19 protein-coding genes are annotated in these 22,858 nt (G+C 70.9%); 6 read left to right on the top strand and 13 right to left on the bottom strand.

Going from position 1 to position 22,858, the window contains the following annotated elements:
- Positions 1-4 precede the first annotated feature (4 nt).
- Together ASC82_RS14960 and ASC82_RS14955 are read left to right on the top strand one after the other, a co-directional pair.
- On the top strand, positions 5-1,087 hold the full coding sequence (locus ASC82_RS14960; RefSeq protein WP_242427686.1) for a branched-chain amino acid ABC transporter permease: 1,083 nt from the start codon (positions 5-7) through the stop codon (positions 1,085-1,087).
- Entirely contained in the window at positions 1,084-2,349 is a 1,266-nt protein-coding gene (locus tag ASC82_RS14955) for an ABC transporter substrate-binding protein (RefSeq protein WP_056647291.1), read from the top strand. The genes ASC82_RS14960 and ASC82_RS14955 overlap by 4 nt, the downstream gene beginning before the upstream one ends.
- On the opposite strand, the gene ASC82_RS14950 is transcribed toward ASC82_RS14955, so the two are convergent.
- A complete protein-coding gene (locus ASC82_RS14950) occupies positions 2,337-3,188 on the bottom strand; it encodes an NAD(P)-dependent oxidoreductase (protein WP_056647288.1) in 852 nt (283 codons plus the stop codon). The two genes, ASC82_RS14955 and ASC82_RS14950, sit on opposite strands and share 13 nt — an antisense overlap.
- A gap of 59 nt (positions 3,189-3,247) precedes the next feature.
- Here ASC82_RS14950 and ASC82_RS31460 point away from each other — a divergent pair, with 59 nt between their 5' ends.
- Positions 3,248-4,249 carry a GNAT family N-acetyltransferase gene (locus ASC82_RS31460; protein WP_079039322.1) on the top strand — a complete coding sequence of 334 codons (1,002 nt, stop codon included), beginning with the start codon at positions 3,248-3,250 and terminating at the stop codon, positions 4,247-4,249.
- Positions 4,250-4,349: 100 nt separating this feature from the next.
- On the opposite strand, the gene pssA is transcribed toward ASC82_RS31460, so the two are convergent.
- The 9 genes from pssA to ASC82_RS14900 all read right to left on the bottom strand — a co-directional run bounded on the left by pssA (position 4,350) and on the right by ASC82_RS14900 (position 15,266).
- Positions 4,350-5,222: a CDP-diacylglycerol--serine O-phosphatidyltransferase gene (pssA, locus tag ASC82_RS14940; RefSeq protein ID WP_079039270.1), complete on the bottom strand. Its 873-nt coding sequence runs from the start codon at positions 5,220-5,222 to the stop codon at positions 4,350-4,352.
- Positions 5,215-5,871, bottom strand: a complete 657-nt coding sequence (locus ASC82_RS14935) for a phosphatidylserine decarboxylase (protein ID WP_056647282.1) — start codon at positions 5,869-5,871, stop codon at positions 5,215-5,217. The genes pssA and ASC82_RS14935 overlap by 8 nt, the downstream gene beginning before the upstream one ends.
- Positions 5,872-6,040: 169 nt before the next feature.
- Positions 6,041-7,246: an acyl-CoA dehydrogenase family protein gene (locus tag ASC82_RS14930; protein ID WP_055640580.1), complete on the bottom strand. Its 1,206-nt coding sequence runs from the start codon at positions 7,244-7,246 to the stop codon at positions 6,041-6,043.
- A 2-nt stretch (positions 7,247-7,248) separates the two neighbouring features.
- Positions 7,249-7,773, bottom strand: coding sequence for a MaoC family dehydratase (locus ASC82_RS14925; RefSeq protein ID WP_024759160.1), 525 nt, complete (start codon positions 7,771-7,773; stop codon positions 7,249-7,251).
- A 5-nt stretch (positions 7,774-7,778) separates the two neighbouring features.
- On the bottom strand, positions 7,779-8,744 hold the full coding sequence (locus ASC82_RS14920; protein WP_024759161.1) for a CoA ester lyase: 966 nt from the start codon (positions 8,742-8,744) through the stop codon (positions 7,779-7,781).
- Positions 8,741-10,777, bottom strand: a complete 2,037-nt coding sequence (locus tag ASC82_RS14915; RefSeq protein ID WP_079039269.1) for a protein meaA — start codon at positions 10,775-10,777, stop codon at positions 8,741-8,743. Before ASC82_RS14915 ends, ASC82_RS14920 begins: the two co-directional genes overlap by 4 nt.
- A 14-nt stretch (positions 10,778-10,791) precedes the next feature.
- Positions 10,792-12,129 (bottom strand): crotonyl-CoA carboxylase/reductase, encoded by a 1,338-nt coding sequence (gene ccrA / locus ASC82_RS14910; protein ID WP_056647276.1) that lies wholly within the window; start codon positions 12,127-12,129, stop codon positions 10,792-10,794.
- A 421-nt stretch (positions 12,130-12,550) separates the two neighbouring features.
- Positions 12,551-13,369 (bottom strand): TetR family transcriptional regulator, encoded by an 819-nt coding sequence (locus tag ASC82_RS14905; protein ID WP_024759164.1) that lies wholly within the window; start codon positions 13,367-13,369, stop codon positions 12,551-12,553.
- Positions 13,370-13,484: 115 nt separating this feature from the next.
- Positions 13,485-15,266 carry a 3-hydroxyacyl-CoA dehydrogenase gene (locus tag ASC82_RS14900; RefSeq protein ID WP_056647272.1) on the bottom strand — a complete coding sequence of 594 codons (1,782 nt, stop codon included), beginning with the start codon at positions 15,264-15,266 and terminating at the stop codon, positions 13,485-13,487.
- 308 nt (positions 15,267-15,574) lie between these two features.
- On the opposite strand from ASC82_RS14900, the gene ASC82_RS14895 reads away from it, so the two are divergent.
- Positions 15,575-16,177 carry a HEAT repeat domain-containing protein gene (locus ASC82_RS14895; RefSeq protein WP_056647269.1) on the top strand — a complete coding sequence of 201 codons (603 nt, stop codon included), beginning with the start codon at positions 15,575-15,577 and terminating at the stop codon, positions 16,175-16,177.
- A 17-nt stretch (positions 16,178-16,194) separates the two neighbouring features.
- Here the strand turns inward: ASC82_RS14895 and ASC82_RS14890 are convergent, their stop codons facing one another.
- From ASC82_RS14890 to ASC82_RS14880, 3 genes are all read right to left on the bottom strand, one after another.
- Complete coding sequence (locus ASC82_RS14890) at positions 16,195-16,638, bottom strand: RidA family protein (RefSeq protein ID WP_056647266.1); 444 nt, start codon at positions 16,636-16,638, stop codon at positions 16,195-16,197.
- Positions 16,639-16,717: 79 nt separating this feature from the next.
- Positions 16,718-18,385, bottom strand: coding sequence for an alpha/beta hydrolase (locus ASC82_RS14885; RefSeq protein WP_056647263.1), 1,668 nt, complete (start codon positions 18,383-18,385; stop codon positions 16,718-16,720).
- Between the two features lie 103 nt (positions 18,386-18,488).
- Positions 18,489-19,520: an Rv2578c family radical SAM protein gene (locus tag ASC82_RS14880; RefSeq protein ID WP_056647260.1), complete on the bottom strand. Its 1,032-nt coding sequence runs from the start codon at positions 19,518-19,520 to the stop codon at positions 18,489-18,491.
- Between the two features lie 159 nt (positions 19,521-19,679).
- On the opposite strand from ASC82_RS14880, the gene ASC82_RS14875 reads away from it, so the two are divergent.
- Together ASC82_RS14875 and ASC82_RS14870 are read left to right on the top strand one after the other, a co-directional pair.
- Positions 19,680-20,123: an SRPBCC family protein gene (locus tag ASC82_RS14875; RefSeq protein ID WP_056647257.1), complete on the top strand. Its 444-nt coding sequence runs from the start codon at positions 19,680-19,682 to the stop codon at positions 20,121-20,123.
- 249 nt (positions 20,124-20,372) lie between these two features.
- The gene (locus ASC82_RS14870) at positions 20,373-22,850 is read left to right on the top strand and encodes an MFS transporter (protein ID WP_056647254.1); all 2,478 of its coding nucleotides are present in this window, start codon (positions 20,373-20,375) and stop codon (positions 22,848-22,850) included.
- Positions 22,851-22,858 lie beyond the last annotated feature (8 nt).

Below are 22,858 nucleotides of genomic sequence, written 5' to 3'. Positions count from 1 at the left end.
CCGCATCCGTACCGGGGTGTACGGGTGGGCCGCCGCCGGACTCCTCCTCGTCGCCCTCCCGTTCTATCTGGACCGCTTCTGGCTCCAGGCCGGCCTGTTCGCCATGGCCGCCGCCCTCGGCGCCCTCGGCATCAACCTGTTGACCGGCGCCACCGGCCAACTCTCCATGGGACACGCCTTCTTCCTCGCCGTCGGCGCGTACGGCTACTGCCTCTTCGCCGGGGACGGCACGGACGGACTCGCCGGTCTCGGCCTGCCCGGCTGGCTCSCCGCCGTCCTCGCGGTGGCCCTCGCGGGCCTGGCCGGCGGGGTGTTCAGCCCCATCGCGGGCCGGCTGCGCGGCGCGTACCTCGGCATCGCCACCCTCGCGCTGATCTTCATCGGGCAGCACGTGCTCTTCAACGCCCATGACCTCACCGGCGGTTACAACGGCCGGGCCGTCCCGCCGCTCAGCCTCTTCGGCCTCACCTTCGACGACACCGAACTCCTCGTCGCCCAGGTGCCGTTCGGCGCCGTCGAGAAGCTCTGGTACCTCGGTCTCGTCCTCCTCCTCGGCGGCGTGCTCTTCGCCAGGGGAGTCCTCAGGGGCCGTCCGGGACGCGCGATGAACGCCATCCGGGACCACCGGATCGCCGCCGGCGTCATGGGCATCCCCGTGGCCCGCTACCGCGCCGCCGTCTTCGTCCTCTCCTCCATGTACGCGGGCCTGGCGGGCGTCCTGCTGGCCCTGGTCTTCCAGCGCACCGTGCCCGAGTACTTCGGCATGGCGCTCTCCCTCGAATACCTGGCCATGATCGTCATCGGCGGTCTCGGCTCGGTCGCCGGCGCGGTGGCCGGAGGCGTCTTCGTCTCCCTCCTGCCGCAGCTCCTCACCCGGTACAGCGACGCACTGCCCCTGGTCTCCGCCCCCGGGACGGGCGGCATCGCACCGGGGGAGGCCTCGCGCTACCTCTACGGCGCCGCCGTCGTCGCGGTGGTGCTGTTCCTGCCCGGCGGCCTGGCCCGCCTCGCCGTCCGGAAACCCAAGAGCCCCACACCCCAAAGCCCCACACCCACCATCACCGAACCCTCTGGGGAGACACGATGACCCACCGCAGACAGGCCGTGCGGGGCCTGGCCGCCGCGCTCGCCGCACTGGTCGCCCTCACCGCCGCCGGATGCAGCTCCAAGGCCAAGACCGGCGACGGCAAGCAGACCGGCGCGGGCGGGGTGAAGACCGGCGCGGGAGTCACCGACAAGACGATCGCGCTGGGCGCCCTCACCGACATGACCGGCGTGTACGCGACCCTCGGCAAGAGCGTCACCCAGGCCCAGCAGCTGTACGTGAAGCAGGTCAACGCCGCCGGCGGGATCTGTGGCCGGCAGCTGGAGCTCACGGTCCGCGACCACGGCTACGACCCGCAGAAGGCGCTCGCCGCCTACACCGAGCTGGAGCCGAAGGTCGTCGGCTACACCCAGTTCATCGGCTCCCCGTTCGTCGCCGCCGTCAAGCCCAAGGTCGACGGCAAGGACAAGGGGCTCGTCCTGCCCCAGGCCTGGTCGGCCTCGCTGCTCGGCTCCCCGTACATCCGCGTCCTCGGCGCCACGTACGACGTCGAGACGATCAACGCCGTCGACTTCCTGCTCAAGGAGAAGGGCCTCAAGTCCGGCGACAAGCTCGGCCACGTCTACTTCGAGGGCGACTACGGCGAGAACGCGCTGAAGGGCTCGAAGTACGCCGCGGAGAAGGCCGGTCTCACCGTCGTCGAGCAGAAGATCAAGCCCACCGACAACGACATGTCGGCGCAGGTCTCGGCGCTCAAGCAGGCCGGGGTCAAGGCCATCGTCATCAGCGCCGGCCCCCGCCAGGCGGCCTCCCTCGTCGGCGTCGCCGCCGCCACCGGACTCAGGGTCCCGGTCGTCGGCAACAACTCCGCCTTCGCGCCGCAGCTCCTCGGCACCCAGGCCGGGCCCGCCCTGGAGAAGATGTACTGGTTCGCCTCGCCGAGCCTGCCGATCGGCGCGGACACCCCGACCGCGAAGAAGCTCGTCGCCGACTACCAGGCCGCCTACCCCGGCGACAGCCTCGACAACGGCATCGTCGCCGGCTGGACCGCGGCCGGCGTCTTCGGCGAGGCCCTGAAGAAGGCCTGCGCGGACAAGGACCTCACCCGCGAGGGCGTCGACAAGGCGCTCCTGACCATGAAGGCCCACGACGCCGGCTTCGGCATGACCCACGACCTGGGCGACCCGAAGGCGCCGTCCTCCCGCGAGTCCGTCATCATCCAGCCGGACAAGTCGGTCCCCGGCGGCATGCGCACGGTCCGGCAGCCGTTCGTCGCGGACGCGGCGAAGTCCTACACGCCGTAGCCGCTCTCGCACCGGTCCGCGAAGCCCGTCCGCCAGGACGGGCGGGCCGGGGCCCAGCCCAGCGCGCGGGCCCGGGCGTTCACGGCGCCCCGGGCCCAGGGCGTCCGGCCCGCACTCCGCTCCGGGGCCGGGACGCCCAGCGCCCCCGCCAGCACCGGCAGCCAGTCGTGGCCGGCCGCGGGCTCGTCGTCCACCACGTTGTACGCGCCCGCCGGCCACGCCAGGGCCCGTACGGCCGCCTCCGCGGCATCGGCGACGTGCACGAAGGAGCTCACCGAGGCGTCCGCCGCCGTGCTCCCGAGGAAACGGGCCCCCGGCGCCCCGGCGAGCGCGGCGGCCACCGGGCCCCCGGGCGCGTACCAGGTGCCGGGACCGTAGAGGATCCCGTACCGCAGGACGACGGCCTCCGGGAGCTCCGCCACCGTGGACTCCAGGGCGCGGACACCCGCGACGATCCGCGCGCGGGGCAGGTCCTCCGTCGTGTCGAGCGGTACGGACTCGTCGGCGGGCGCGTCCCCGGGGGCGTACGCCCAGGAGATCGACTGCGCGACGATCCGGCCGACGCCCGCCGCCCGCGCCGCGTCCACGAGGTTCCGGGTGCCCTCGATCCGCACCCGGTTGTTCGCGGCGCCGTCCGCCGAGCCCAGGTCCGTCAGCTGGTGCACCACGGCGTCCGGCGCGGCCTCGGCCACCGCCCTGAGCACCGCCCCGGCGTCCAGGACGTCCACGGGGCGCGGGCCGCGCCGGGAGATGCCCACGACCTCGTGGCCCGCCGCTTCGAGGCGGGGAACGAGATGACGACCCACGGCGCCCGTGGCACCCGCGACCAGTACGCGCATGGGCCCCAGCGTAAACGATCTTCACCTGCCCGAAACATGCCGGTGTGAAGCTCTGGCCCATGACTGCACGCATCGAGGAGAACCGCTCCCACCCACGCCTCCGTGACCTGCTGGCCGCCTACCACCTGGTCAACCAGGCCGAGAAGGGCACCGCCGTCGAGACGGTCGCCGAGCTCCCGGCCGTATACCGGGGAGAGGCCGAGGACCCGGCCGCCGCCTTCGCCGCCGACACCGTTCTGCTCGTCACCGCGCCCGGGGACGACGCCCCGTCGGGCTGCGTCGTCCTCAAGGCGCCCCGCGAGGGCCGCGCGCCCGAGATCAAGCGGCTCTGGGTCGCGCCCGAGGCCCGGCGCAAGGGCCTCGCGAAGGCCCTCATGACCGAGGCCCTGCACCGGGCCGCCGCCGCGGGAGCACCGGCCGTACGCCTCACGGTCTGGGCCTGGCGCGCGGAGCCGCTCGCCCTCTACCGGAGCCTCGGCTTCGCGACCGTCGACCCCTGGGACAAGCGACCGGACCTCCTCTGCCTGGAGAAGCCGCTCGACGTCATCGAGAAGCTGTCCCCCGAGGCCGTACGGACCCACGCCCCCGCCGGCCTCGCCGAGCTCCTCGTGGACGCCGTCGGCGGCGGGGCCTCTGTGGGCTTCCTGGCGCCCCTGGAGACGGCCAGGGCGGCCGCCTGGTGGTCCGGCGTCGCGGAGGAGGCCGCCGCGGGCGTACGGGACGTCTGGGCCGCCCACGCCCCGGACGGGAGCCTCAGCGGCGTCGTCACCCTCGTCCGTACGGGCACGGACAACGGCCGCCACCGCGGCGAGATCGCCCGGCTGCTCGTGCGCGGCACCGCCCGGGGCCGCGGCCTCGGCCGCCGGCTGCTCGCCACCGCCGAGGCCCACGCCGCCGCCACCGGCCTCCGCCTGCTGGTCCTGGACACCCAGACCGGCAGCCCGGCCGAGCGCCTCTACCGGGGAGCGGGCTGGACGGCCGCGGGCACGATTCCGGACTTCGCCGCCGACCCGGCCGGCAAGCTCCTCGCCACGACCCTGTACTACAAGCGCCTCGGCTGAGCGCGGGCGCAAAGGCAACTGACAAGCGCTCCGGGCACACGAAAGGGCCCCGGGAGGCTCATCGCCTCCCGGGGCCCTTCACGTACCACTTCTCGATCCGCTACCGCAGCTGCGCGGCGCGAGCCTCGCGGTTCTCCCGGCGGTTGCCGCGGAACGTGTTCACGCGGCGGGCCGTCGCGAAGAGGGGGATCACGGCGCCCATCACCACCTGGAGCGCGCAGCCGGTCTGGAGCAGGAAGGCGCCGCCCGGGGCGTCGAACGCCCAGGCCGCCAGCATGCCCATCGCGCCCACGATCCAGGCGAGCATCGCCACCGCGAGGACACCCCGCGGCTTGGGGTACTCGACCCGGCTCACCATCAGCCAGGCCACCCCGATGATCGCGAGGAGCGTCGGGACGAACGGCAGCTCGAGCAGCACGATCGAGACGACCGTGAGCGCGCCGAAGGGGCTCGGCATGCCCTGGAACATGCCGTCCTTCATCGTCACGCACGAGAATCTCGCCAGGCGCAGCACGACCGCGAGGAGCACCGCGACCGCGGCCACCGCCGAGACCTTCTGCTGAGCGCCGTCCGGGACCGCGACCATGCCGTACACGAGCACGAAGTAGGCCGGGGCCAGACCGAAGCTGATCAGGTCCGAGAGGTTGTCGAGCTCGGCGCCCATCGGCGAGCTGCGGAGCTTGCGCGCCACGATGCCGTCGAAGAGGTCGAAGATCGCCGCGCACAGCATCAGGATCACCGCGGTGGCGGCGCTGTTGCGCGCCATGCCGGTCTCGGTGCTGCCGGTGAGGTGCGGGATCAGGATGCCGGTCGTCGTGAAGTAGACCGCCATGAAGCCGCACGTGGCGTTACCGAGCGTGAGGGCGTCCGCTATGGACAGCCTCAACGACAGCGGCATCTCCTCGGCCTCTTCGGCCGCCTCCGCCTCGGCGTCGGCAGCCCATTCGGCAGCCCGTGTGTCGGGATCAATCACGGTCAATGCGAGTCACCCCCGCGGTCGTGGCCTGGCCGACCTCGACGGCGACCTCGACACCCTCCGGGAGGTAGATGTCGACCCGCGAGCCGAAGCGGATCAGGCCGATCCGGTCACCCTGCTCGACCTTCGTCCCCTGCGGGATGTACGGCACGATGCGTCGTGCGACGGCACCCGCGATCTGCACCATCTCGATGTCGCCGAGCTCGGTGTCGAAGTGCCAGACAACGCGCTCGTTGTTCTCGCTCTCCTTGTTGAACGCCGGGACGAACCCGCCGGGGATGTGCTCCACGGACGTCACCGTGCCGGCCAGCGGCGCGCGGTTGACGTGGACGTTCAGCGGGCTCATGAAGATGGCGACCCGGGTGCGCCCGTCCTTCCACGGCATGATGCTCTGCACCACACCGTCGGCGGGGGAGATGACCCGGCCCTGAGCGATCTCTCGCTCGGGATCGCGGAAGAACCACAGCATGCCGGCCGCGAGAGCGGTGGTCGGCACGGCGATGGCCGCGGCACGCTTCGACTTGCGCGCGCGCAAGAGGCTGAGCGCCGCGGTGGCGACGGTCGGCAGAAGCCACGGCGATGCTCCGCGCGCGAGGCGTACGCCGGAGAGGCTGTCGCGGTGTGCAGAGGTTTGGCTGTGGGGCATGGATGACCTTCGTAGCGGATGATGCCGCACTGGCAACGGGGGACGGCGGCTTTCCGGCGATGCTATCGGTTGCGGGGCGCAACTGGGCAAGCCAGGAACCGAGTCGACGGCCGGAAGACGAACACAGGGTGTGATCTTCTTCGCGGCCGAACCGACTCAAACGCGACAATCAACCCTGGAATCGGTACTCCTCGAGCAGCCGACGACCAATGATCATTTTCTGGATCTCGGCGGTACCTTCACCGATGAGCAGCATCGGCGCCTCGCGGTAGAGACGCTCGATCTCGTACTCCTTCGAGAACCCGTAGCCGCCGTGAATGCGGAAGGCATCCTCCACGACCTCCTTGCAGTATTCGGAGGCGAGGTACTTCGCCATCCCTGCTTCGAGGTCGTTTCGTTCCCCGGAGTCCTTTTTGCGTGCTGCGTTCACCATCATGGCATGAGCAGCCTCGACCTTGGTAGCCATCTCGGCAAGCTTGAACTGAATCGCCTGGTGTTCCGCGATCGCCTTGCCGAAAGTGTGACGTTGCTGGGCATAAGAGACACCCAGTTCGAAAGCACGCTGCGCGACGCCGCAACCACGGGCCGCCACGTTGACGCGGCCGACCTCGACGCCGTCCATCATTTGGTAAAACCCTCGGCCCGTGGTGCCGCCGAGCACCCGATTGGCCGGAATGCGCAGTCCGTCCATGATGAGTTCGGTCGTGTCGACGCCCTTGTAACCCATCTTGTCGATCTTGCCCGGAATGGTGAGGCCCGGACGGACCTCTCCGAAGCCCGGCTCCTTCTCGACGAGGAAGGTCGTCATCGACTTGTGGGGGGCGGTGCCCTCCGGGTGTCCTTCGTCACTTCGGACGAGAACGGCGACCAGCGTTGACGTTCCGCCGTTCGTCAGCCACATCTTCTGGCCGTTGAGGACGTACTCGTCGCCGTCCTTCACCGCCTTCGAGGTGATGGCCGACACGTCCGAGCCGAGGCCCGGCTCCGACATCGAGAACGCGCCACGCGTCTCGCCGGCCGCCATCCGCGGAAGGAAGTAGTCCTTCTGCTCCTGCGTGCCGTGCTGCTTCAGCATGTACGCGACGATGAAGTGCGTGTTGATGATGCCGGAGACCGACATCCAGCCGCGGGCGATCTCCTCCACGCACAGCGCGTACGTGAGCAGCGACTCGCCCAGGCCCCCGTACTCCTCGGGGATCATCAGACCGAACAGGCCGAGCTCCTTGAGCCCGTCGACGATCTGCTGGGGGTACTCGTCGCGGTGCTCCAGCTCGGTGGCGACCGGGATGATCTCCTTGTCGACGAACTCCCGGACGGTCTTGAGGATCTCCTGCTGGACGTCCGTGAGCCCGGCGGTCTGGGCGAGTCGGGCCATGGCTACTTCTCCGTCTTCTTGGCGGGCTCGATCAGCTCGGGGCGGCCGGGCTGCTCGCCGCCGCGCTCCTTGATGTAGGTCTCGGTGGGCACCATGACCTTGCGGCGGAAGACGCACACGAGGGTGCCGTCCTGCTTGTAGCCCTTGGTCTCGACGTAGACGATGCCGCGGTCGTTCTTCGACCTCGACGGGGTCTTGTCGAGGACCGTCGTCTCGCCGTAGATCGTGTCGCCGTGGAAGGTCGGCGCCACGTGCCGCAGCGACTCGATCTCCAGGTTGGCGATGGCCTTGCCGGAGACGTCCGGCACGGACATGCCGAGCAGCAGCGAGTAGATGTAATTGCCGACGACGACGTTCTTGCCGAAGTCCGTCGTGTTCTCGGCGTAATTCACATCCATGTGCAGCGGATGGTGGTTCATCGTGAGCAGACAGAAGAGATGGTCGTCGTACTCGGTGACCGTCTTTCCGGGCCAGTGCTTGTAGACGGCACCGACTTCGAACTCTTCATAGGTACGGCCGAACTGCATCGCTCTCAGGCCTCCGGGATCTCGAACTTGCTGGTGCGCTGCATGCCGGCGGCGCGGCCCTTGCCGGAGATGACCAGGGCCATCTTGCGGGAGGCCTCGTCGATCATCTCGTCGCCGAGCATCGCGGAGCCCTTCTTCCCGCCGGCCTCGGACGTGTAGTAGTCGTACGCGTCGAGGATGAGCTCGGCGTGGTCGAAGTCCTCCTGCGCGGGCGAGAAGATCTCGTTCGCGGCGGCGACCTGGTCCGGGTGCAGCACCCACTTGCCGTCGAAGCCCAGGGCGGCGGCGCGCTGCGCGACGGCCTTGTAGCCCTCCGGGTTGCGGATCTGGAGGTAGGGGCCGTCGATCGCCTGGAGGTTGTTGGCGCGGGCGGCCATCAGGATGCTCATCAGGATGTGGTGGTAGGCGTCGGCCGGGTAGCCCGGCGGCTGCTCGCCCACGACCAGCGACTTCATGTTGATCGAGGCCATGAAGTCGGCCGGGCCGAAGATGATCGTCTCGACGCGCTGGGAGGCCTGCGCGATCGCGTTGACGTTGACGAGGCCCTGGGCGTTCTCGATCTGCGCCTCGATGCCGATCTTGCCGACCTCGAAGCCCATCGTCTTCTCGATCTGCGTGAGCAGCAGGTCGAGCGCCACGATCTGCTGGGCGTCCTGGACCTTCGGCAGCATGATGCAGTCGAGGTTCTGGCCGGCGCCCTCGACGACCGTGACGACGTCGCGGTACGTCCAGTGGGTCGTCCAGTCGTTGACGCGCACGACCCGGGTCTTGCCGGTCCAGTCGCCCTCGTTGAGGAACTTCACGATGGTGTGCCGCGCCTCGGGCTTGGCCAGCGGCGCGCACGCGTCCTCCAGGTCGAGGAAGACCTGGTCCGCGGCGAGGCCCTGGGCCTTCTCCAGGAAGCGCGGGTTGGAACCGGGGACGGCGAGGCAGGAGCGGCGCGGACGCAGACGGTTCACGGGGCTGGTCATGCGGGGACCTCCGAACTTTCCAGGGGGCTGAGCTTGTGAGCTTTCCGGATCTCGTCGACGATACGGCCGATGATCTCCGTGATACCGAAGTCCTTCGGTGTGAAGACGGCGGCCACACCCGCGCGCTTCAGGTCTGCGGCGTCGGCGTTCGGGATGATCCCGCCGACGATGACCGGCACATCGGTCGCGCCCGCCTCGCGGAGGCGGTCGAGGACGTCCGGGACCAGCTCGGCGTGGGAGCCGGAGAGGATCGACAGGCCCACGCAGTGCACGTCCTCGGCGAGGGCCGCGTTGACGATCTGCTCCGGGGTCAGCCGGATGCCCTGGTAGACCACCTCGAAACCGGCGTCACGCGCGCGGACGGCGATCTGCTCGGCCCCGTTGGAGTGCCCGTCGAGGCCCGGCTTGCCGACGAGCAGCCGCAGCCGCCCGGCGCCCAGCTCCTCGGCGGTGCGCGCCACCTTGTCCCGTACGACGGCCAGCGGCGTGCCCTCCTCGGCCGTCACGGCGACCGGGGCGGAGGAGACGCCCGTGGGCGCCCGGAACTCGCCGAAGACCTCGCGCAGGGCCCCGGTCCACTCACCGGTCGTGACCCCGGCGCGGGCGCACTCGAGGGTGGCCTCCATGAGGTTCCCGGTGCCCTTGGCGGCCTCCTTGAGGCGTTCGAGGGCCTTGCAGGGGCGCGGGTGGTTGAACGGCGGCTGGTAGCGGTTGTCCCGCCAGGTCTTCAGCGAACCGACCACCCGCGCCTCGACCGCCGGGTCGACGGTCATGATCGCGGTGTCGAGGTCGGCGGTGAGGGGGTTCTCCTCCGTCGACTGGAAGATGTTGACGCCGATGATCTTCTCGTCGCCGGCCTCGATCCGGGCGCGCCGCTCGGCGTGCGAGGAGACGAGCTGCGACTTGAGGTAGCCGGACTCGACGGCGGCCATCGCGCCGCCCATCTCCTGGATCCGGTCGATCTCGGCCAGGCACTCCTCGACGAGCGAGGCGACCTTGGCCTCGATGACGTGCGAGCCGGCGAAGATGTCCTCGTACTCCAGCAGGTCGGACTCGTGGGCGAGCACCTGCTGGATGCGGAGCGACCACTGCTGGTCCCAGGGCCGGGGCAGACCGAGCGCCTCGTTCCAGGCGGGGAGCTGCACGGCCCGGGCGCGGGCGTCCTTGGAGAGCGTGACGGCCAGCATCTCCAGGACGATCCGCTGGACGTTGTTCTCCGGCTGGGCCTCGGTCAGGCCGAGCGAGTTGACCTGCACGCCGTAGCGGAACCGGCGCTGCTTCTCGTTCTCGATGCCGTACCGCTCACGGGTGATCTTGTCCCAGATGCGGCCGAACGCGCGCATCTTGCACATCTCCTCGATGAAGCGGACGCCCGCGTTCACGAAGAAGGAGATGCGGGCGACGACCTCGCCGAAGCGGTCCTCCGGGACCTGCCCGGAGTCGCGCACCGAGTCGAGCACCGCGATCGCGGTGGCCATCGCGTACGAGATCTCCTGGACCGGAGTGGCCCCCGCCTCCTGCAGGTGGTAGCTGCAGATGTTGATCGGGTTCCACTTCGGGATGTTGTTGACCGTGTACGCGATCATGTCCGTCGTGAGGCGGAGGGAGGGGCCGGGCGGGAAGACGTGCGTCCCGCGCGACAGGTACTCCTTCACGATGTCGTTCTGGGTGGTGCCCTGGAGCTGGGTGATGTCCGCACCCTGCTCCTCGGCGGCCACCTGGTAGAGCGCCAGGAGCCACATCGCCGTGGCGTTGATGGTCATCGAGGTGTTCATCTGCTCCAGCGGGATGTCCTGGAACAGCCGTCGCATGTCGCCGAGGTGCGAGACGGGGACGCCGACCCGGCCGACCTCGCCGCGGGCGAGGATGTGGTCGGGGTCGTAGCCCGTCTGCGTCGGCAGGTCGAACGCGACCGAGAGGCCGGTCTGACCCTTGGCGAGGTTGCGCCGGTACAGCTCGTTGGACGCCTCGGCGGTCGAGTGACCGGCGTAGGTCCGCATGAGCCACGGCCGGTCCTTCTGGCGCTCAGTCATCTATGGTCCCGGTGTCAGATGTTGCGGAAGCGGTTGATGGCGTCGATGTGCTTCTCGCGCAGCTCGGGGTTGCTGACGCCCAGGCCCTCCTGCGGCGCGAGCGCGAGGACGCCGACCTTGCCCTGGTGCAGGTTGCGGTGGACGTCGTAGGCGGCCTGGCCGGTCTCCTCCAGGGAGTAGACCTTCGACAGGGTGGGGTGGATCTTGCCCTTGGCGATCAGGCGGTTCGCTTCCCAGGCCTCGCGGTAGTTGGCGAAGTGCGAGCCGATGATCCGCTTGAGCGACATCCACAGGTAGCGGTTGTCGTACTCGTGCATGTAGCCCGAGGTGGAGGCGCAGGTGGTGATGGTGCCGCCCTTGCGGGTGACGTACACGGAGGCGCCGAAGGTCTCGCGGCCCGGGTGCTCGAAGACGATGTCGATGTCCTCGCCGCCGGTCAGCTCACGGATCTTGGAGCCGAAGCGCTTCCACTCGCGCGGGTCCTGGGTGTTCTCGTCCTTCCAGAACTTGTAGCCCTCGGCGTTGCGGTCGATGACCGCGTCGGCGCCCATCGCGCGGCAGATGTCGGCCTTCTCCGGGGAGGAGACGACACAGATCGGGTTGGCGCCGCCGGCGAGGGCGAACTGCGTGGCGTACGAGCCGAGGCCGCCGCTCGCGCCCCAGATGAGGACGTTGTCGCCCTGCTTCATGCCGGCGCCGTTGCGGGAGACCAGCTGGCGGTACGCGGTGGAGTTGACGAGACCCGGGGAGGCCGCCTCCTCCCAGCTGAGGTGGCCGGGCTTCGGCATCAGCTGGTTCGACTTGACGAGGGCGATCTCGGCCAAGCCGCCGAAGTTGGTCTCGAAGCCCCAGATGCGCTGCTCCGGGTCGAGCATCGTGTCGTTGTGGCCGTCGGAGGACTCCAGCTCGACCGAGAGGCAGTGCGCGACGACCTCGTCGCCGGGCTTCCAGCTGTTGACGCCGGGGCCGGTGCGCAGCACGACGCCCGCGAGGTCGGAGCCGATGACGTGGTACGGCAGGTCGTGGCGCTTGCTGAGGTCGCTGAGGCGGCCGTAGCGCTCCAGGAAGCCGAAGGTCGACACCGGCTCGAAGATCGAGGTCCAGACCGAGTTGTAGTTGACCGAGGAGGCCATCACGGCGACCAGGGCCTCGCCCGGGCCGAGCTCGGGCAGGGGCACGTCGTCGAGGTGCAGCGATTTGCGCGGGTCCTTGTCGCGGCTGGCGAGCCCGGCGAACATCTCGGCCTCGTCCTTGTGGACGGTGATGCCCCGGTACGACTCGGGGAGCGGGATGTTCGCGAAGTCGGCGGACGTGGCGTCCTTCGACTGGATCGCGGCCAGGATTTCCTTCACGGGTTGCCTCCGGCGGTGAGCGTCCTGAGGGAGGGACGCCTGGGGGTTACGGCGGGAAGTGCTGCTGCTGTGGAGGTGTGCCGTCGGTTCGGCTCGGGTGGTGCGGTGGCGCGGCGCTGGTGGCGCGAGGGTGCCTGTGACGCAGGCGTCCGGGCGCACGAGCCGTCGGCTTGTGGGGACAGCCGGCGAACGAGGTGTTCTCTGCTCGCCGGCCGCCCGGACAACATCAACGTATGACACGCCGTGCCACCGCACAAGGCACTGCGTGCCAACAATTTCACTCAGATGCAATCTGCCCGTCACGGATGAGCGATGATCGATCGAAATCCGCTCTGAACTGGGACGATACGACGATGGCCGCCCCCGGAAACCGGGGGCGGCCATCGTCGTGGAGGGGTCTTGAGGGGTCCTCAAGGGCGCCTCAGGGGTTCTTGAGTGCCTGCTGGATGGTGCGCATGACCTCGTCGAGAGGGGCGTCCGTACGGGCCACCGCGACCACCACGTCGCCGGTGGTGGAGGCCCGGACGGCGGGCGCCTGCTCGGCCTGCGGGGACTGGGCCGGACGGCCCGCGCCTATGCCGCTGCCGAAGGTGTCCCGGACGATCGCGAAGGCGTGGTCGAGCTGGGCCTCCACGTCGCCCTGGCCGCCCGCCCGCAGCCAGCGGCGCAGGACGTGGTTGTGCGCGGTGACGACCGCGGAGGCGGCCACCTCCGCGAGCAGCGGGTCGTCGTTGCCGTCGTGGTGGTCGCGCTCGTCGAAGTGCCCGAGGAGATAGCGGGTGAACAGCCGCTCGTAGCGGGCCACCGAGGCGATCTCGCGCTCCCGCAGCGTCGGCACCTCACGGGTCAGCCGGTAGCGCTCCACGGAGACCGCGGGGGAGCCCGCGTACATCTTCATGACTTCCTTGATGCCCCGGCACACCGTGTCGAGCGGGTGCTCGTGCGGCGGAGCGGCGTTCAGCACCGCCTCCGCCCGCACCAGCGTGTCGTCGTGGTCCGGGAAGATCGCCTCTTCCTTGGAGCGGAAGTGGCGGAAGAAGGTCCGCCGGGCGACCCCGGCCGTGGCCGCGATCTCGTCCACGGTCGTCGCCTCGTACCCCTTGGTGGCGAAGAGCTCCATCGCCGCCGTCGCCAGCTCCCGGCGCATCTTGAGGCGCTGGGCGGCGGCACGGGTGCCCGCCGCGCTCTCGGGAGCGTCGGACGTGGACGTGGCACGGGGTGTCTTCGCGGCCTTGGGCATGGTCCGAACGTACTGCATCGGAGTGGGAGTGTGCCCAGGTGGGGGCGGGGAGCCCCCCGGGGCACCGGAGGTGCCCGGGGAGCTCAGCAGGCCGCCCCAGCCCGCGGTGGGCGGCTCAGCGGCGGGCATATTCGCGGAAGCCGCGTCCCGTCTTGCGGCCGAGGCAGCCGGCCGCCACCAGGTGCTCCAGGAGCGGGGCCGGGGCGAGGCCCGGGTCGCGGAACTCGCGGTGCAGCACCTGCTCGATCGCGAGCGAGACGTCCAGACCGACCACGTCGAGCAGCTCGAACGGGCCCATCGGGTAGCCGCCGCCCAGCTTCATCGCGGCGTCGATGTCGTCGAGGGTCGCGTAGTGCTCCTGGACCATCTTGATCGCGTTGTTCAGGTACGGGAAGAGCAGCGCGTTCACGATGAAGCCCGCGCGGTCGCCGCAGTCCACCGGGTGCTTGCGGATCTTCGCCGTGACCTCGCGGACGGTGGCGTGGACGTCGTCGGCCGTCAGGACCGTACGGACGATCTCGACCAGCTTCATCGCCGGCGCCGGGTTGAAGAAGTGCATCCCGATGACGTCCTGCGGGCGCGAGGTGGCGCGGGCACAGGCCACGACCGGCAGCGAGGAGGTCGTGGTGGCGAGCACCGCGCCCGGCTTGCAGATCTTGTCGAGCCGCGCGAACAGCTCCTGCTTGATCTCCAGGTCCTCGGCGACCGCCTCGACGGCAAGGTCGACCTCGGCGAAGGCGTCCAGCGTGCCCGCCGCGGTGATCAGGGCCAGCGTCGTGTCGCGCGCCTCGCCCGTCATCCGGCCCTTGTCGACGGAGCGGGCCAGGGACTTGGCGATCCGGGCCTTGGCCGTGTCCGCCTTCTCCTGGGAACGGGCGGCGAGGACGACCGAGTACCCGGCCTTGGCGAAGACCTCGGCGATGCCGGAGGCCATGGTGCCCGAGCCGGCGACGCCGACCGAGCGGACCTCACGGCCGGCGCCGGCGTCGGCGGAGGTCAGCGGGGTGAGCGCGTCCCGCACGACCTCGGCGGAGCCCGGCGCCTCGTACGTGTAGAAGCCACGGCCCGACTTGCGGCCGGTCAGACCGGCCTCGCTGAGCTGCTTGAGGATCGGGGCGGGGGCGTGCAGCCGGTCGTGCGAGGAGGCGTACATCGCCTCCAGGACCGTACGGGCCGTGTCGACGCCGATCAGGTCGAGCAGCGCCAGCGGGCCCATCGGCAGGCCGCAGCCCAGCTTCATCGCCGCGTCGATGTCCTCGCGGGAGGCGTACTTGGCCTCGTACATGGCGGCGGCCTGGTTCAGGTAGCCGAAGAGCAGTCCGTCCGCGATGAAGCCGGCCCGGTCGCCGACCGCCACGGGCTCCTTGCCGAGGTCCTGCGCGAGCTGCGTCACGGCGTCGACGGCCCGCGGGTCGGTGAGCACCGACGAGACGATCTCGACCAGCTTCATCGCCTGCACGGGGGCGAAGAAGTGCAGGCCGAGCACGCGCTCGGGGTGGGCCGAGTCGGCGGCGAGCCGGGTGACGGAGAGCGCGTTCGTGCCGGTCGCCAGGATCGCGTCGGCCCGGACGATCCCGTCGAGCGCCCGGAAGACCTCCTGCTTCGCCTCGTACGACTCGGGCACGACCTCGATCACGAGGTCGGCCTCGGCGGCCGCCTGGAGGTCGGAGAAGGTACGGAAGCGGGCCAGGACGTCCTGCCGCTCCTCCTCGGTGATCCGCTCGCGGGCCACCGCACGGGCGGTGGAGGCCTCCAGGGCGGCGACGGCCCGGGCGGCGGCGGTGTCGTCGATGTCGATGCCGATGACCTCGCGGCCGGCCCGGGCGAGGACGTCGGCGATGCCGGTGCCCATGGTGCCGAGACCGACGACGGCGATGGTGGAGAGAGGGGTGTCCATCAGGGGACTCCAGGGAGGAAGAGTGACGACTGAGGGCAGTTCGCGCGCGAGAGGGAAGGGCGCGGGAAAGAACGAGGGCGAAGCCCTGAAAGGAAGGGCGATGCCCTGAAGAAAGGGGCGATGGACTCTGTCCCGGAGTCACATCGAAACTGCCGAACCGACGAAACGCTCACGACGACTGCGTCACCAGGTTGTCGTGAGGAGCGCGGGGGGTGACCCGCTCACCTGAGACTAACCGGCCGGTAACGAGCGCGCCAGTCCCGGCAAGTTGAGAAAGTGTGATCTGGATCGCGGATAGGCTCGGATTCATGGAAAGCGCCGAGGATCCGGAATTCTGCTCGATGATCGATCGATTGCGGGACGAGATCGAGAATGACGCCGGAGAAGTCCCGGAGGCATTCGGAGAACTCGCCGGAACCGAAGATCCGGAGGAACTCCACCGGGTCCTCACCGCACCCGGGCAGCCGCTCTGGGCCCGTGAGATCGCCGCCTTCAAGCTCGGACTCGCGGGCGACCCTCGCTCCTTCGAGGCGCTCGTCCTCCTCCTCAACCACCGCGACCCCGAACGCTGCGTCACCGCCGCCCACGCCCTGGTCCGGCTCGGCGACCCCCGGACCGCCCGCGCGGCCGCCGCCCTCGCCACCAACGAACTCCGGGTCGCCTACGCCCTCCTGCCGGTCCGGCTGCTCGCCGAACTCCGCGCCCCCGAGTCCGTACCGGCCCTGATCACCGTCCTCGGACGGCGACTTCCGGCGGACGACCCCCACTGGCGGGTGGGACTCGCCTGCGTCGAGGGCCTCGGCACCCTCGGCGACCCCCGGGCCCGCCCCGCCCTGGAGGCCGCGCTTCCGCACCCCCGGCTCGGCCGCGCCGCCGAGGACTCGCTGACACGACTCCGAGCGCAGGGCTGAAGGGTCGGGCGCGGGCGTCAGCGCACCAGCCGGAGCTCCGGCTCGGCGTCGCCGGTCTCCTGCTCGGGCACGAGGGCGAAGGCCTCGATCTCCACGAGGAGTTCCGGCCGGACCAGCGCCGACACCTGCACCGCCGAGCTCGCCGGGAGCGGCGCCCCCGCGAAGTACGCGTCCCGGGCGTCCCGCACCGCAGGGAGGTGGGCGACGTCCGTGACGAAGTACGTCAGCTTCACGACGTCCCCGAAACCCGCGCCGGCGGCGGCCAGGCAGCGCTCCAGATTGGCGAAGACCTGGTGGGCTTGGACGACCGCGTCACCCTCCCCGACCACCGCGCCGGAGGCATCCAGCGCGCACTGCCCGGATATCGCGACGAACCGGCCCGTCCCCCAGACGACATGGCTGTACTGGGGACTGGGCGCGAGGCCGTCGGGAGCGGGGACGTGATGCAGGTGGCTCGTCATGTCCCACATCCTCGCGCACGCCACTGACAGTGCCCGCCCCCCAAGGGGCGCGGGCACTGTCAGCCGGTCGGTGCGGTCGTCAGCGGACGTGGCCGAGGAGCCCGTGCAGGGTGATGCCGGTCGCCTCCGCCCGCAGGGGGCCGACCCGCTCGACCGAAGGGTCGGTCGCCGTCCCGGACCCCTTCTCCTTCGACTTCTCCGCCGCCTTCTTCTTCCCCGCCGGGGCCATCGGCTCGGGCTCCGGCTCCGGGAGGGCCTCACAGACCGCGTCGACCTCGGCCCCCTCCTCGCCGCGCGGCACCTTGCCGGTGGCGAGGTAGGTGGCCAGGTGGTCGTCCAGGCAGTCGTTGCCGCCGAGGGTCACCCCGTGGTTCCCGCCGCCCTCCTCGACGACGAGGCTGGAGCCGCGCACCAGCCGGTGCAGCGCCGCACCGCCCTCGAACGGGGTCGCCGCGTCCTCCGTCGCCTGGAGGATGAGCACCGGCGGCAGCTGGTCGTTGGTGACGTCCGGCGGGGTCAGGGCAGGGACGGGCCAGAAGGCGCAGGGCGCGTTGTACCAGGCGTTGTTCCAGGTCGAGAAGGGCGCCTTGGCGTGGACGTCCCAGCTGTCCTTGCGCCAGACGTTCCAGTCCCGGGGCCAGGCCGCGTCCCGGCACTGCACGCTCGTGTAGACCGAGTAGCCGTTGTCGGCGGAGGCGTCGGCCTCCCCGTACTTCTCGTACGCCTCGGTCAGGGGCGCCGCGTCGCCGTCGTTGACGTAGGACGAGAACGCGCTCGCGAGGCGGGGCCAGTAGCCGTTGTAGTACCCGCCGGGCAGGTAGGTGTCCTCCAGCTCGCCCGGACCGACCTTCCCGCCGGCCGGCGCGTCGCGCAGCGCGTCGCGCATCCGGTACCAGGCGGCCTCGACCGCCGCCGGGTCGGTGCCCAGCTTGTACACCGCGTTCTGCCGGGCCACCCAGGCCATGAAGTCCTTGTGGCGGGTGTCGAAGGCGTAGTCCTGCGCGATGTTGTCCTCGTACCAGACCCCGTGCGGGTTGACGACGGAGTCGAGCGCCATGCGCCGCACCCGGTCCGGGTACAGCCGGCCGTAGACCGCGCCCAGGTAGGTGCCGTACGAGTAGCCGAGGTAGTTCAGCTTCGGCGCGCCGAGCGCGTCACGGATCACGTCGAGGTCCCGGGCGGTGCTCACCGTGTCGATGTACGGCAGGACGTCGGCGTACTTCTCGCCGCAGGCCTCGGCGAAGGCCTGGGCCCGCTCGACCGCCGCCTTCTCTTCGTCGGCGCCGCGCGGCACCGAGTCGTGCCGCACCGGCGCGAAGTGGCCCGGCCGGCAGTCGAGCGCGGGTTCGCTGCGCCCGACCCCGCGCGGGTCGAAGCCGATCACGTCGTACTCGGCGGCCACCTTCGGGGGCAGCGAGGCCGCCACGTACCCGGCCATCGTGCGCCCGCTGCCGCCGGGCCCGCCCGGGTTCACCAGGAGCGGCCCCTGGAAGGTCTTGGCGGTGTGCGGGACGCGGGTGAGGGCGAGCGTGATGCTCTGCCCGGCCGGGTCGTCGTGGTTGAGCGGCACCTTCAGGGTGGCGCACTGGAGCTTCGGGTACGCCTGGGTGGCGCATCCGGTCCAGGCGAGCCGGGGGAACGGCCGCGGGGCCGGTTCGTCGGCGCCTGCGGGCGTGGCGGGCAGGACGGTGACCGTCCCGGCGACCAGCGCTCCTGCGGCGATCAGCATTCCTGCGCGTGGGGTCATAGGGCGTCCGTGCCCCGAACGGACCGTGGAAGGACCTGTTTCGCCGAGAGTTGACCCGAACAGAGGAGGATCCGACGGCGTGTCAGGTGAACCGGTCCGATGATCAGAGGAGCGTGAGCTGCTCGGGCGCGGCCGCGAGAGCGGGCTCCTCCGGTACGGGTATCCGGCGCGTCGCTCCGCGGTGGGCGGGGCCGATACCGAACTCGGCGGCCAGTTCGTGGACCTGACGGGTGATCCGGCGCTGGTACCACGTCGGCGCGTAGGCCCCGTCCGCGTACATCTGCTCGTACCGCCGCACCAGGCCCGGGTGGTGGTGCCGCAGCCACTGCATGAACCACTCGCGGGCGCCCGGCCGCAGGTGCAGCACGAGCGGGGTGACCGAACTCGCCCCGGCCTCGGCGATCGCGCGGACCGTCGCGCGCAGCTGCTCGGGCCGATCGCCGAGGAAGGGCACGACGGGGGCCATCAGGACCCCGCAGTCGATGCCGTGCTCGCCGAGGGTGCGGACCACGTCGAGGCGGCGCTCCGGGGACGGGGTGCCCGGCTCGATCGTCCGCCACAGCTCCCCGTCGGTGAAGCCGACGGAGACGGAGATGCCGACCTCGGTGACCCGGGCGGCCTGGGTGAGGAGCTCCAGGTCGCGCAGGATCAAGGTCCCCTTGGTGAGGATCGAGAAGGGGTTGGCCCGGTCGCGCAGGGCGGTGAGGATGCCCGGCATCAGCCGGTAGCGGCCCTCCGCCCGCTGGTAGCAGTCGACGTTGGTGCCCATGGCGACGTGCGCGCCCTGCCAGCGGGCGGAGGCGAGCTGGCGGGCCAGCACCTCCGGGGCGTTGATCTTGACGACGATCTGGGAGTCGAAGCCGAGCCCGGTGTCGAGGTCCAGATAGCTGTGGGTCTTGCGGGCGAAACAGTAGACGCACGCGTGTGTGCAACCCCGGTACGGATTGACCGTCCATTCGAACGGCATCCGGGAGGCGCCGGGGACCCGGTTGAGGACCGAGCGGGCCCGCACCTCGTGGAAGGTGATGCCCCGGAACTCCGGGGTGTCGAACGTCCGCGTGGTCACCGCGTCCGTACCGAACAGGCCGATGTCGGCGGGCGCGGTCGGCCTGTCGCCCAGATTGTCCCAGCGCACGGACGCCTCCTCGGTAGCTCTGCCTCGCCTCTGACTCCACCCTGCGCCCAGAATAGAACACCTGTTCCCTTGATCACCGCAACCCGGATTTCGCGCCCCGGAGCCCGCGTGGTTCGCTTGGCCCACACCCCCGAGGAACCACCGAGCTGGAGGAAGTCAATGGCGCAGGTCGAGGCCACGACGGAACGGATCATCGCCGCGGACGCGGAGACGGTGTTCGACGCGCTGGCGGACTACAGCGGCACGCGCGCGAAGGTGCTCCCCGAGCACTTCAGCGAGTACGAGGTGCGCGAGGGCGGTGACGGCGAGGGCACCCTCGTCCACTGGAAGCTCCAGGCCACCAGCAAGCGCGTCCGCGACTGCCTCCTGGAGGTCACCGAGCCCACCGACGGTCAGCTCGTCGAGAAGGACCGCAACTCGTCCATGGTCACCACCTGGACCGTGACCCCCGCGGGCGAGGGCAAGTCGCGCGCCGTCGTCACCTCCGTCTGGAACGGCGCCGGCGGCATCGGAGGCTTCTTCGAGCGCACCTTCGCGCCCAAGGGTCTCGCCCGGATCTACGACGCCCTGCTCGCCAAGCTGGCGGACGAGGTCGAGAAGTAACGCCCTGGGCGTTCACCGATTCGAGTGGTTCGCCCGCGCCCCCGTGCCGGAGCCCCCGCGCACCGAGGGGGCGCGGGCCTTCTCGTAAACGCGCTGATGAGCGCCCCAAGTGCGCCGTACCGCAGGGACGTTCACCGCCCGGGACGCCCCTGATCGCCACCGGACTTCCGTACCGCCCGACTTGCTCCCGCTTCGCGCCCAATGCGAAGAATGGCGCGGCGCAGACGCCGTGTCGAGGGGAGCAGGTACGTGGGTGCGATCACGCTCGTGAAAGACGCCGAGGGGGCCGAGGGCTCGGCGGGCACGGAGCCGCTCGACGCGGGCGGCCCGCCCCCCGGACTCGCCCCACCGCCCGACCCCGGACCGGCCCCCCTCGACCCCCGCCGCGTCCGTCTCGTCTTCTGCGGCCTCATGCTCGCGCTGCTTCTCGCCGCGCTGGAGCAGATGATCGTGGCCACCGCCCTGCCGAAGATCGTCGGCGAACTCCAGGGCCTGGACCGGATGTCCTGGGCCATCACCGCCTACCTGCTGACCTCCACCATCGGCCTGCCGATCTACGGGAAGCTCGGCGACCTCCTCGGCCGCAAGAGCGTCTTCCTCTTCGCCATCGTCGTCTTCGTCATCGGCTCCGGCCTGGCCGGCTGGTCCCGCAGCATGGACGAGCTGATCGCCTTCCGCGCGATCCAGGGCGCCGGCGCCGGAGGCCTGATGATCGGCGTCCAGGCGATCATCGCCGACATCGTCCCCGCCCGGGAACGTGGCCGGTACATGGGCCTGATCGGCGCCGCCTTCGGCCTCGCCTCCGTCGCCGGACCCCTGCTCGGCGGCTTCTTCACCGACCACGTCTCCTGGCGCTGGTGCTTCTACTTCAACGTGCCCTTCGGGCTCGTCACCCTCGCCGTCGTCGCCGTCGTCCTCAAACTCCCCAAGCCCACGGCACGCGCCCGCTTCGACGTCCTCGGCGCACTGCTCCTCGCCGCCGCCTCCACCTGCCTGGTCCTGCTGACCAGTTGGGGCGGGACCGAATACGCCTGGGACTCCCGCGTCGTCCTCGCCCTCGGCTGCGGCGCCGCCGGAACGACCGTGCTCTTCCTGGTCGTCGAGCACTTCGCGCCCGAACCCCTCATCCCGCTCCGGCTCTTCCGCGACTCCGTCTTCACCGTCACCGCCCTTGTCGGGGCCGTCGTCGGCATCGCCCTCTTCGGCGCCGCCAGCTACCTCCCCAGCTTCCTGCAGATGGTCGAGGGCGCCACCGCCACCGAGTCCGGCCTCCTGATGCTGCCGCTCATGGGCGGGATCGTCATCGCGTCCGTCGTCTCCGGCCAACTCATCAGCCGCACCGGCCACTACAAGATCTACCCGGTGCTCGGTGGCGCCGTCTCCGTCCTCGGCATGTGGCTGCTCTCCCGCATGGACGCCGACACCCCGCGCCTCCAGCACAGCCTCTGGCAGGCCGTCCTCGGCACCGGCATCGGCCTCGTCATGCCGGTCCTCGTGCTCGCCGTGCAGAACTCCGTACGCCCCGCCGACCTCGGCACCGCCACCAGCGCCCACAACTACTTCCGCCAGATCGGCGGCAGCGTCGGCGCGGCGATCTTCGGCACCCTCTTCGCCTCCCGGCTCGACGACGCCCTCGGCGACCGGCTCGCGGCCGTGAGCCAGGGAGCCGCCACGGTGTCCCCGCCGCCGGCCGAGTCGATCACGCCGCAGTCGGTGCACACCCTGCCGCCCGCCCTGCGCGACGTTTACATCCAGGCGTACGCGGACGCGATGCCGCGGATCTTCCTCTACCTCGTGCCGGTCCTCGTGCTCGGCCTCGTCCTCGCCTTCTTCCTCAAGGAGAAACCGCTGGTGTCCCACCACACCCCGCTCACCGAGGCCACCGAGGCCACCGACTTCGGCGGCACGCAGGCGGTCCCGCACGCCCGGCACGCCGCCCCGGCCCCCTCCTACGAGGCACCCGCCCACTCCGGAGTCCCCGTCTGCGGCACCGTCCAGCACCACGACGGCAGCCGCGTGCCCCGGGCCGCCCTCACCCTCATCGACGTACAGGGCCGGCAGGTCGGGCGCGGCGCGAGCGGCGAGGACGGGCGGTACGCGCTGAGCGTGCCCGACCGGGGCGCCTACGTCCTCATCGCGGCGGCCGGCGGACACCAGCCCCAGGCCGTCTCCGTCACCGTCGGCGACCGGCCCGTGGAGCTCGACGTCGTCCTCGGCGGCGCCGGGCGGCTCGCGGGCAGCGTCGTCACCGCCGACGGGACGCCCGTACGGGACGCCGCCGTCACCCTCACCGACGTCCGCGGCGAGGTCGTCGCCTCCACCCGCAGCGGACGCGAGGGCGGGTACGTCATCACCGAACTCGTCGCCGGCGAGTACACCCTCGCCGCCAGCGCCCCCGCCTTCCGGCCCGCCGCGCTCCCGGTGAGCGTCCAGTCCTCCCGCGAGACCCGCCAGGACATCGAACTGGCCGGCGGGGCGGTGCTGCGAGGCACGGTGCGGGCCGGCGGCGGGCGCCCCGTCGAGGACGCCCGCGTCACCCTCCTCGACGCCGCGGGCAACGTCATGGACACCCTCACCACCGGGGCCGACGGCACCTTCCGCTTCGTGGACCTGTCCTCCGGTGAGTACACGGTCATCGCGGCCGGCTACCCGCCCGTCGCCACCGTCCTGCAGATGGCCGGCGGGGGGCGCACCGAGCGCGACCTCCAGCTCGGCCACCAGGACTGACCGGCCGA

Origin of the sequence: Streptomyces sp. Root431 (genome assembly GCF_001426585.1) — a bacterium.
In the GTDB taxonomy this organism is placed as follows: Bacteria; Actinomycetota; Actinomycetes; order Streptomycetales; family Streptomycetaceae; genus Streptomyces; species Streptomyces stackebrandtii.
Note: the sequence above shows the minus strand (reverse complement) of the source record. Positions and strands in the feature narration are given on the sequence as shown.

Coding starts and splice junctions, on each gene's coding strand:
- ASC82_RS14955 (WP_056647291.1), top strand. CDS start 1,084: ATGACCCACCGCAGACAGGCCGTGCGGGGCCTGGCCGCCGCGCTCGCC.
- ASC82_RS14950 (WP_056647288.1), bottom strand. CDS start 3,188: ATGCGCGTACTGGTCGCGGGTGCCACGGGCGCCGTGGGTCGTCATCTC.
- ASC82_RS31460 (WP_079039322.1), top strand. CDS start 3,248: ATGACTGCACGCATCGAGGAGAACCGCTCCCACCCACGCCTCCGTGAC.
- ASC82_RS14935 (WP_056647282.1), bottom strand. CDS start 5,871: ATGCCCCACAGCCAAACCTCTGCACACCGCGACAGCCTCTCCGGCGTA.
- ASC82_RS14930 (WP_055640580.1), bottom strand. CDS start 7,246: ATGGCCCGACTCGCCCAGACCGCCGGGCTCACGGACGTCCAGCAGGAG.
- ASC82_RS14925 (WP_024759160.1), bottom strand. CDS start 7,773: ATGCAGTTCGGCCGTACCTATGAAGAGTTCGAAGTCGGTGCCGTCTAC.
- ASC82_RS14920 (WP_024759161.1), bottom strand. CDS start 8,744: ATGACCAGCCCCGTGAACCGTCTGCGTCCGCGCCGCTCCTGCCTCGCC.
- ASC82_RS14915 (WP_079039269.1), bottom strand. CDS start 10,777: ATGACTGAGCGCCAGAAGGACCGGCCGTGGCTCATGCGGACCTACGCC.
- ASC82_RS14905 (WP_024759164.1), bottom strand. CDS start 13,369: ATGCCCAAGGCCGCGAAGACACCCCGTGCCACGTCCACGTCCGACGCT.
- ASC82_RS14900 (WP_056647272.1), bottom strand. CDS start 15,266: ATGGACACCCCTCTCTCCACCATCGCCGTCGTCGGTCTCGGCACCATG.
- ASC82_RS14895 (WP_056647269.1), top strand. CDS start 15,575: ATGGAAAGCGCCGAGGATCCGGAATTCTGCTCGATGATCGATCGATTG.
- ASC82_RS14890 (WP_056647266.1), bottom strand. CDS start 16,638: ATGACGAGCCACCTGCATCACGTCCCCGCTCCCGACGGCCTCGCGCCC.
- ASC82_RS14885 (WP_056647263.1), bottom strand. CDS start 18,385: ATGACCCCACGCGCAGGAATGCTGATCGCCGCAGGAGCGCTGGTCGCC.
- ASC82_RS14875 (WP_056647257.1), top strand. CDS start 19,680: ATGGCGCAGGTCGAGGCCACGACGGAACGGATCATCGCCGCGGACGCG.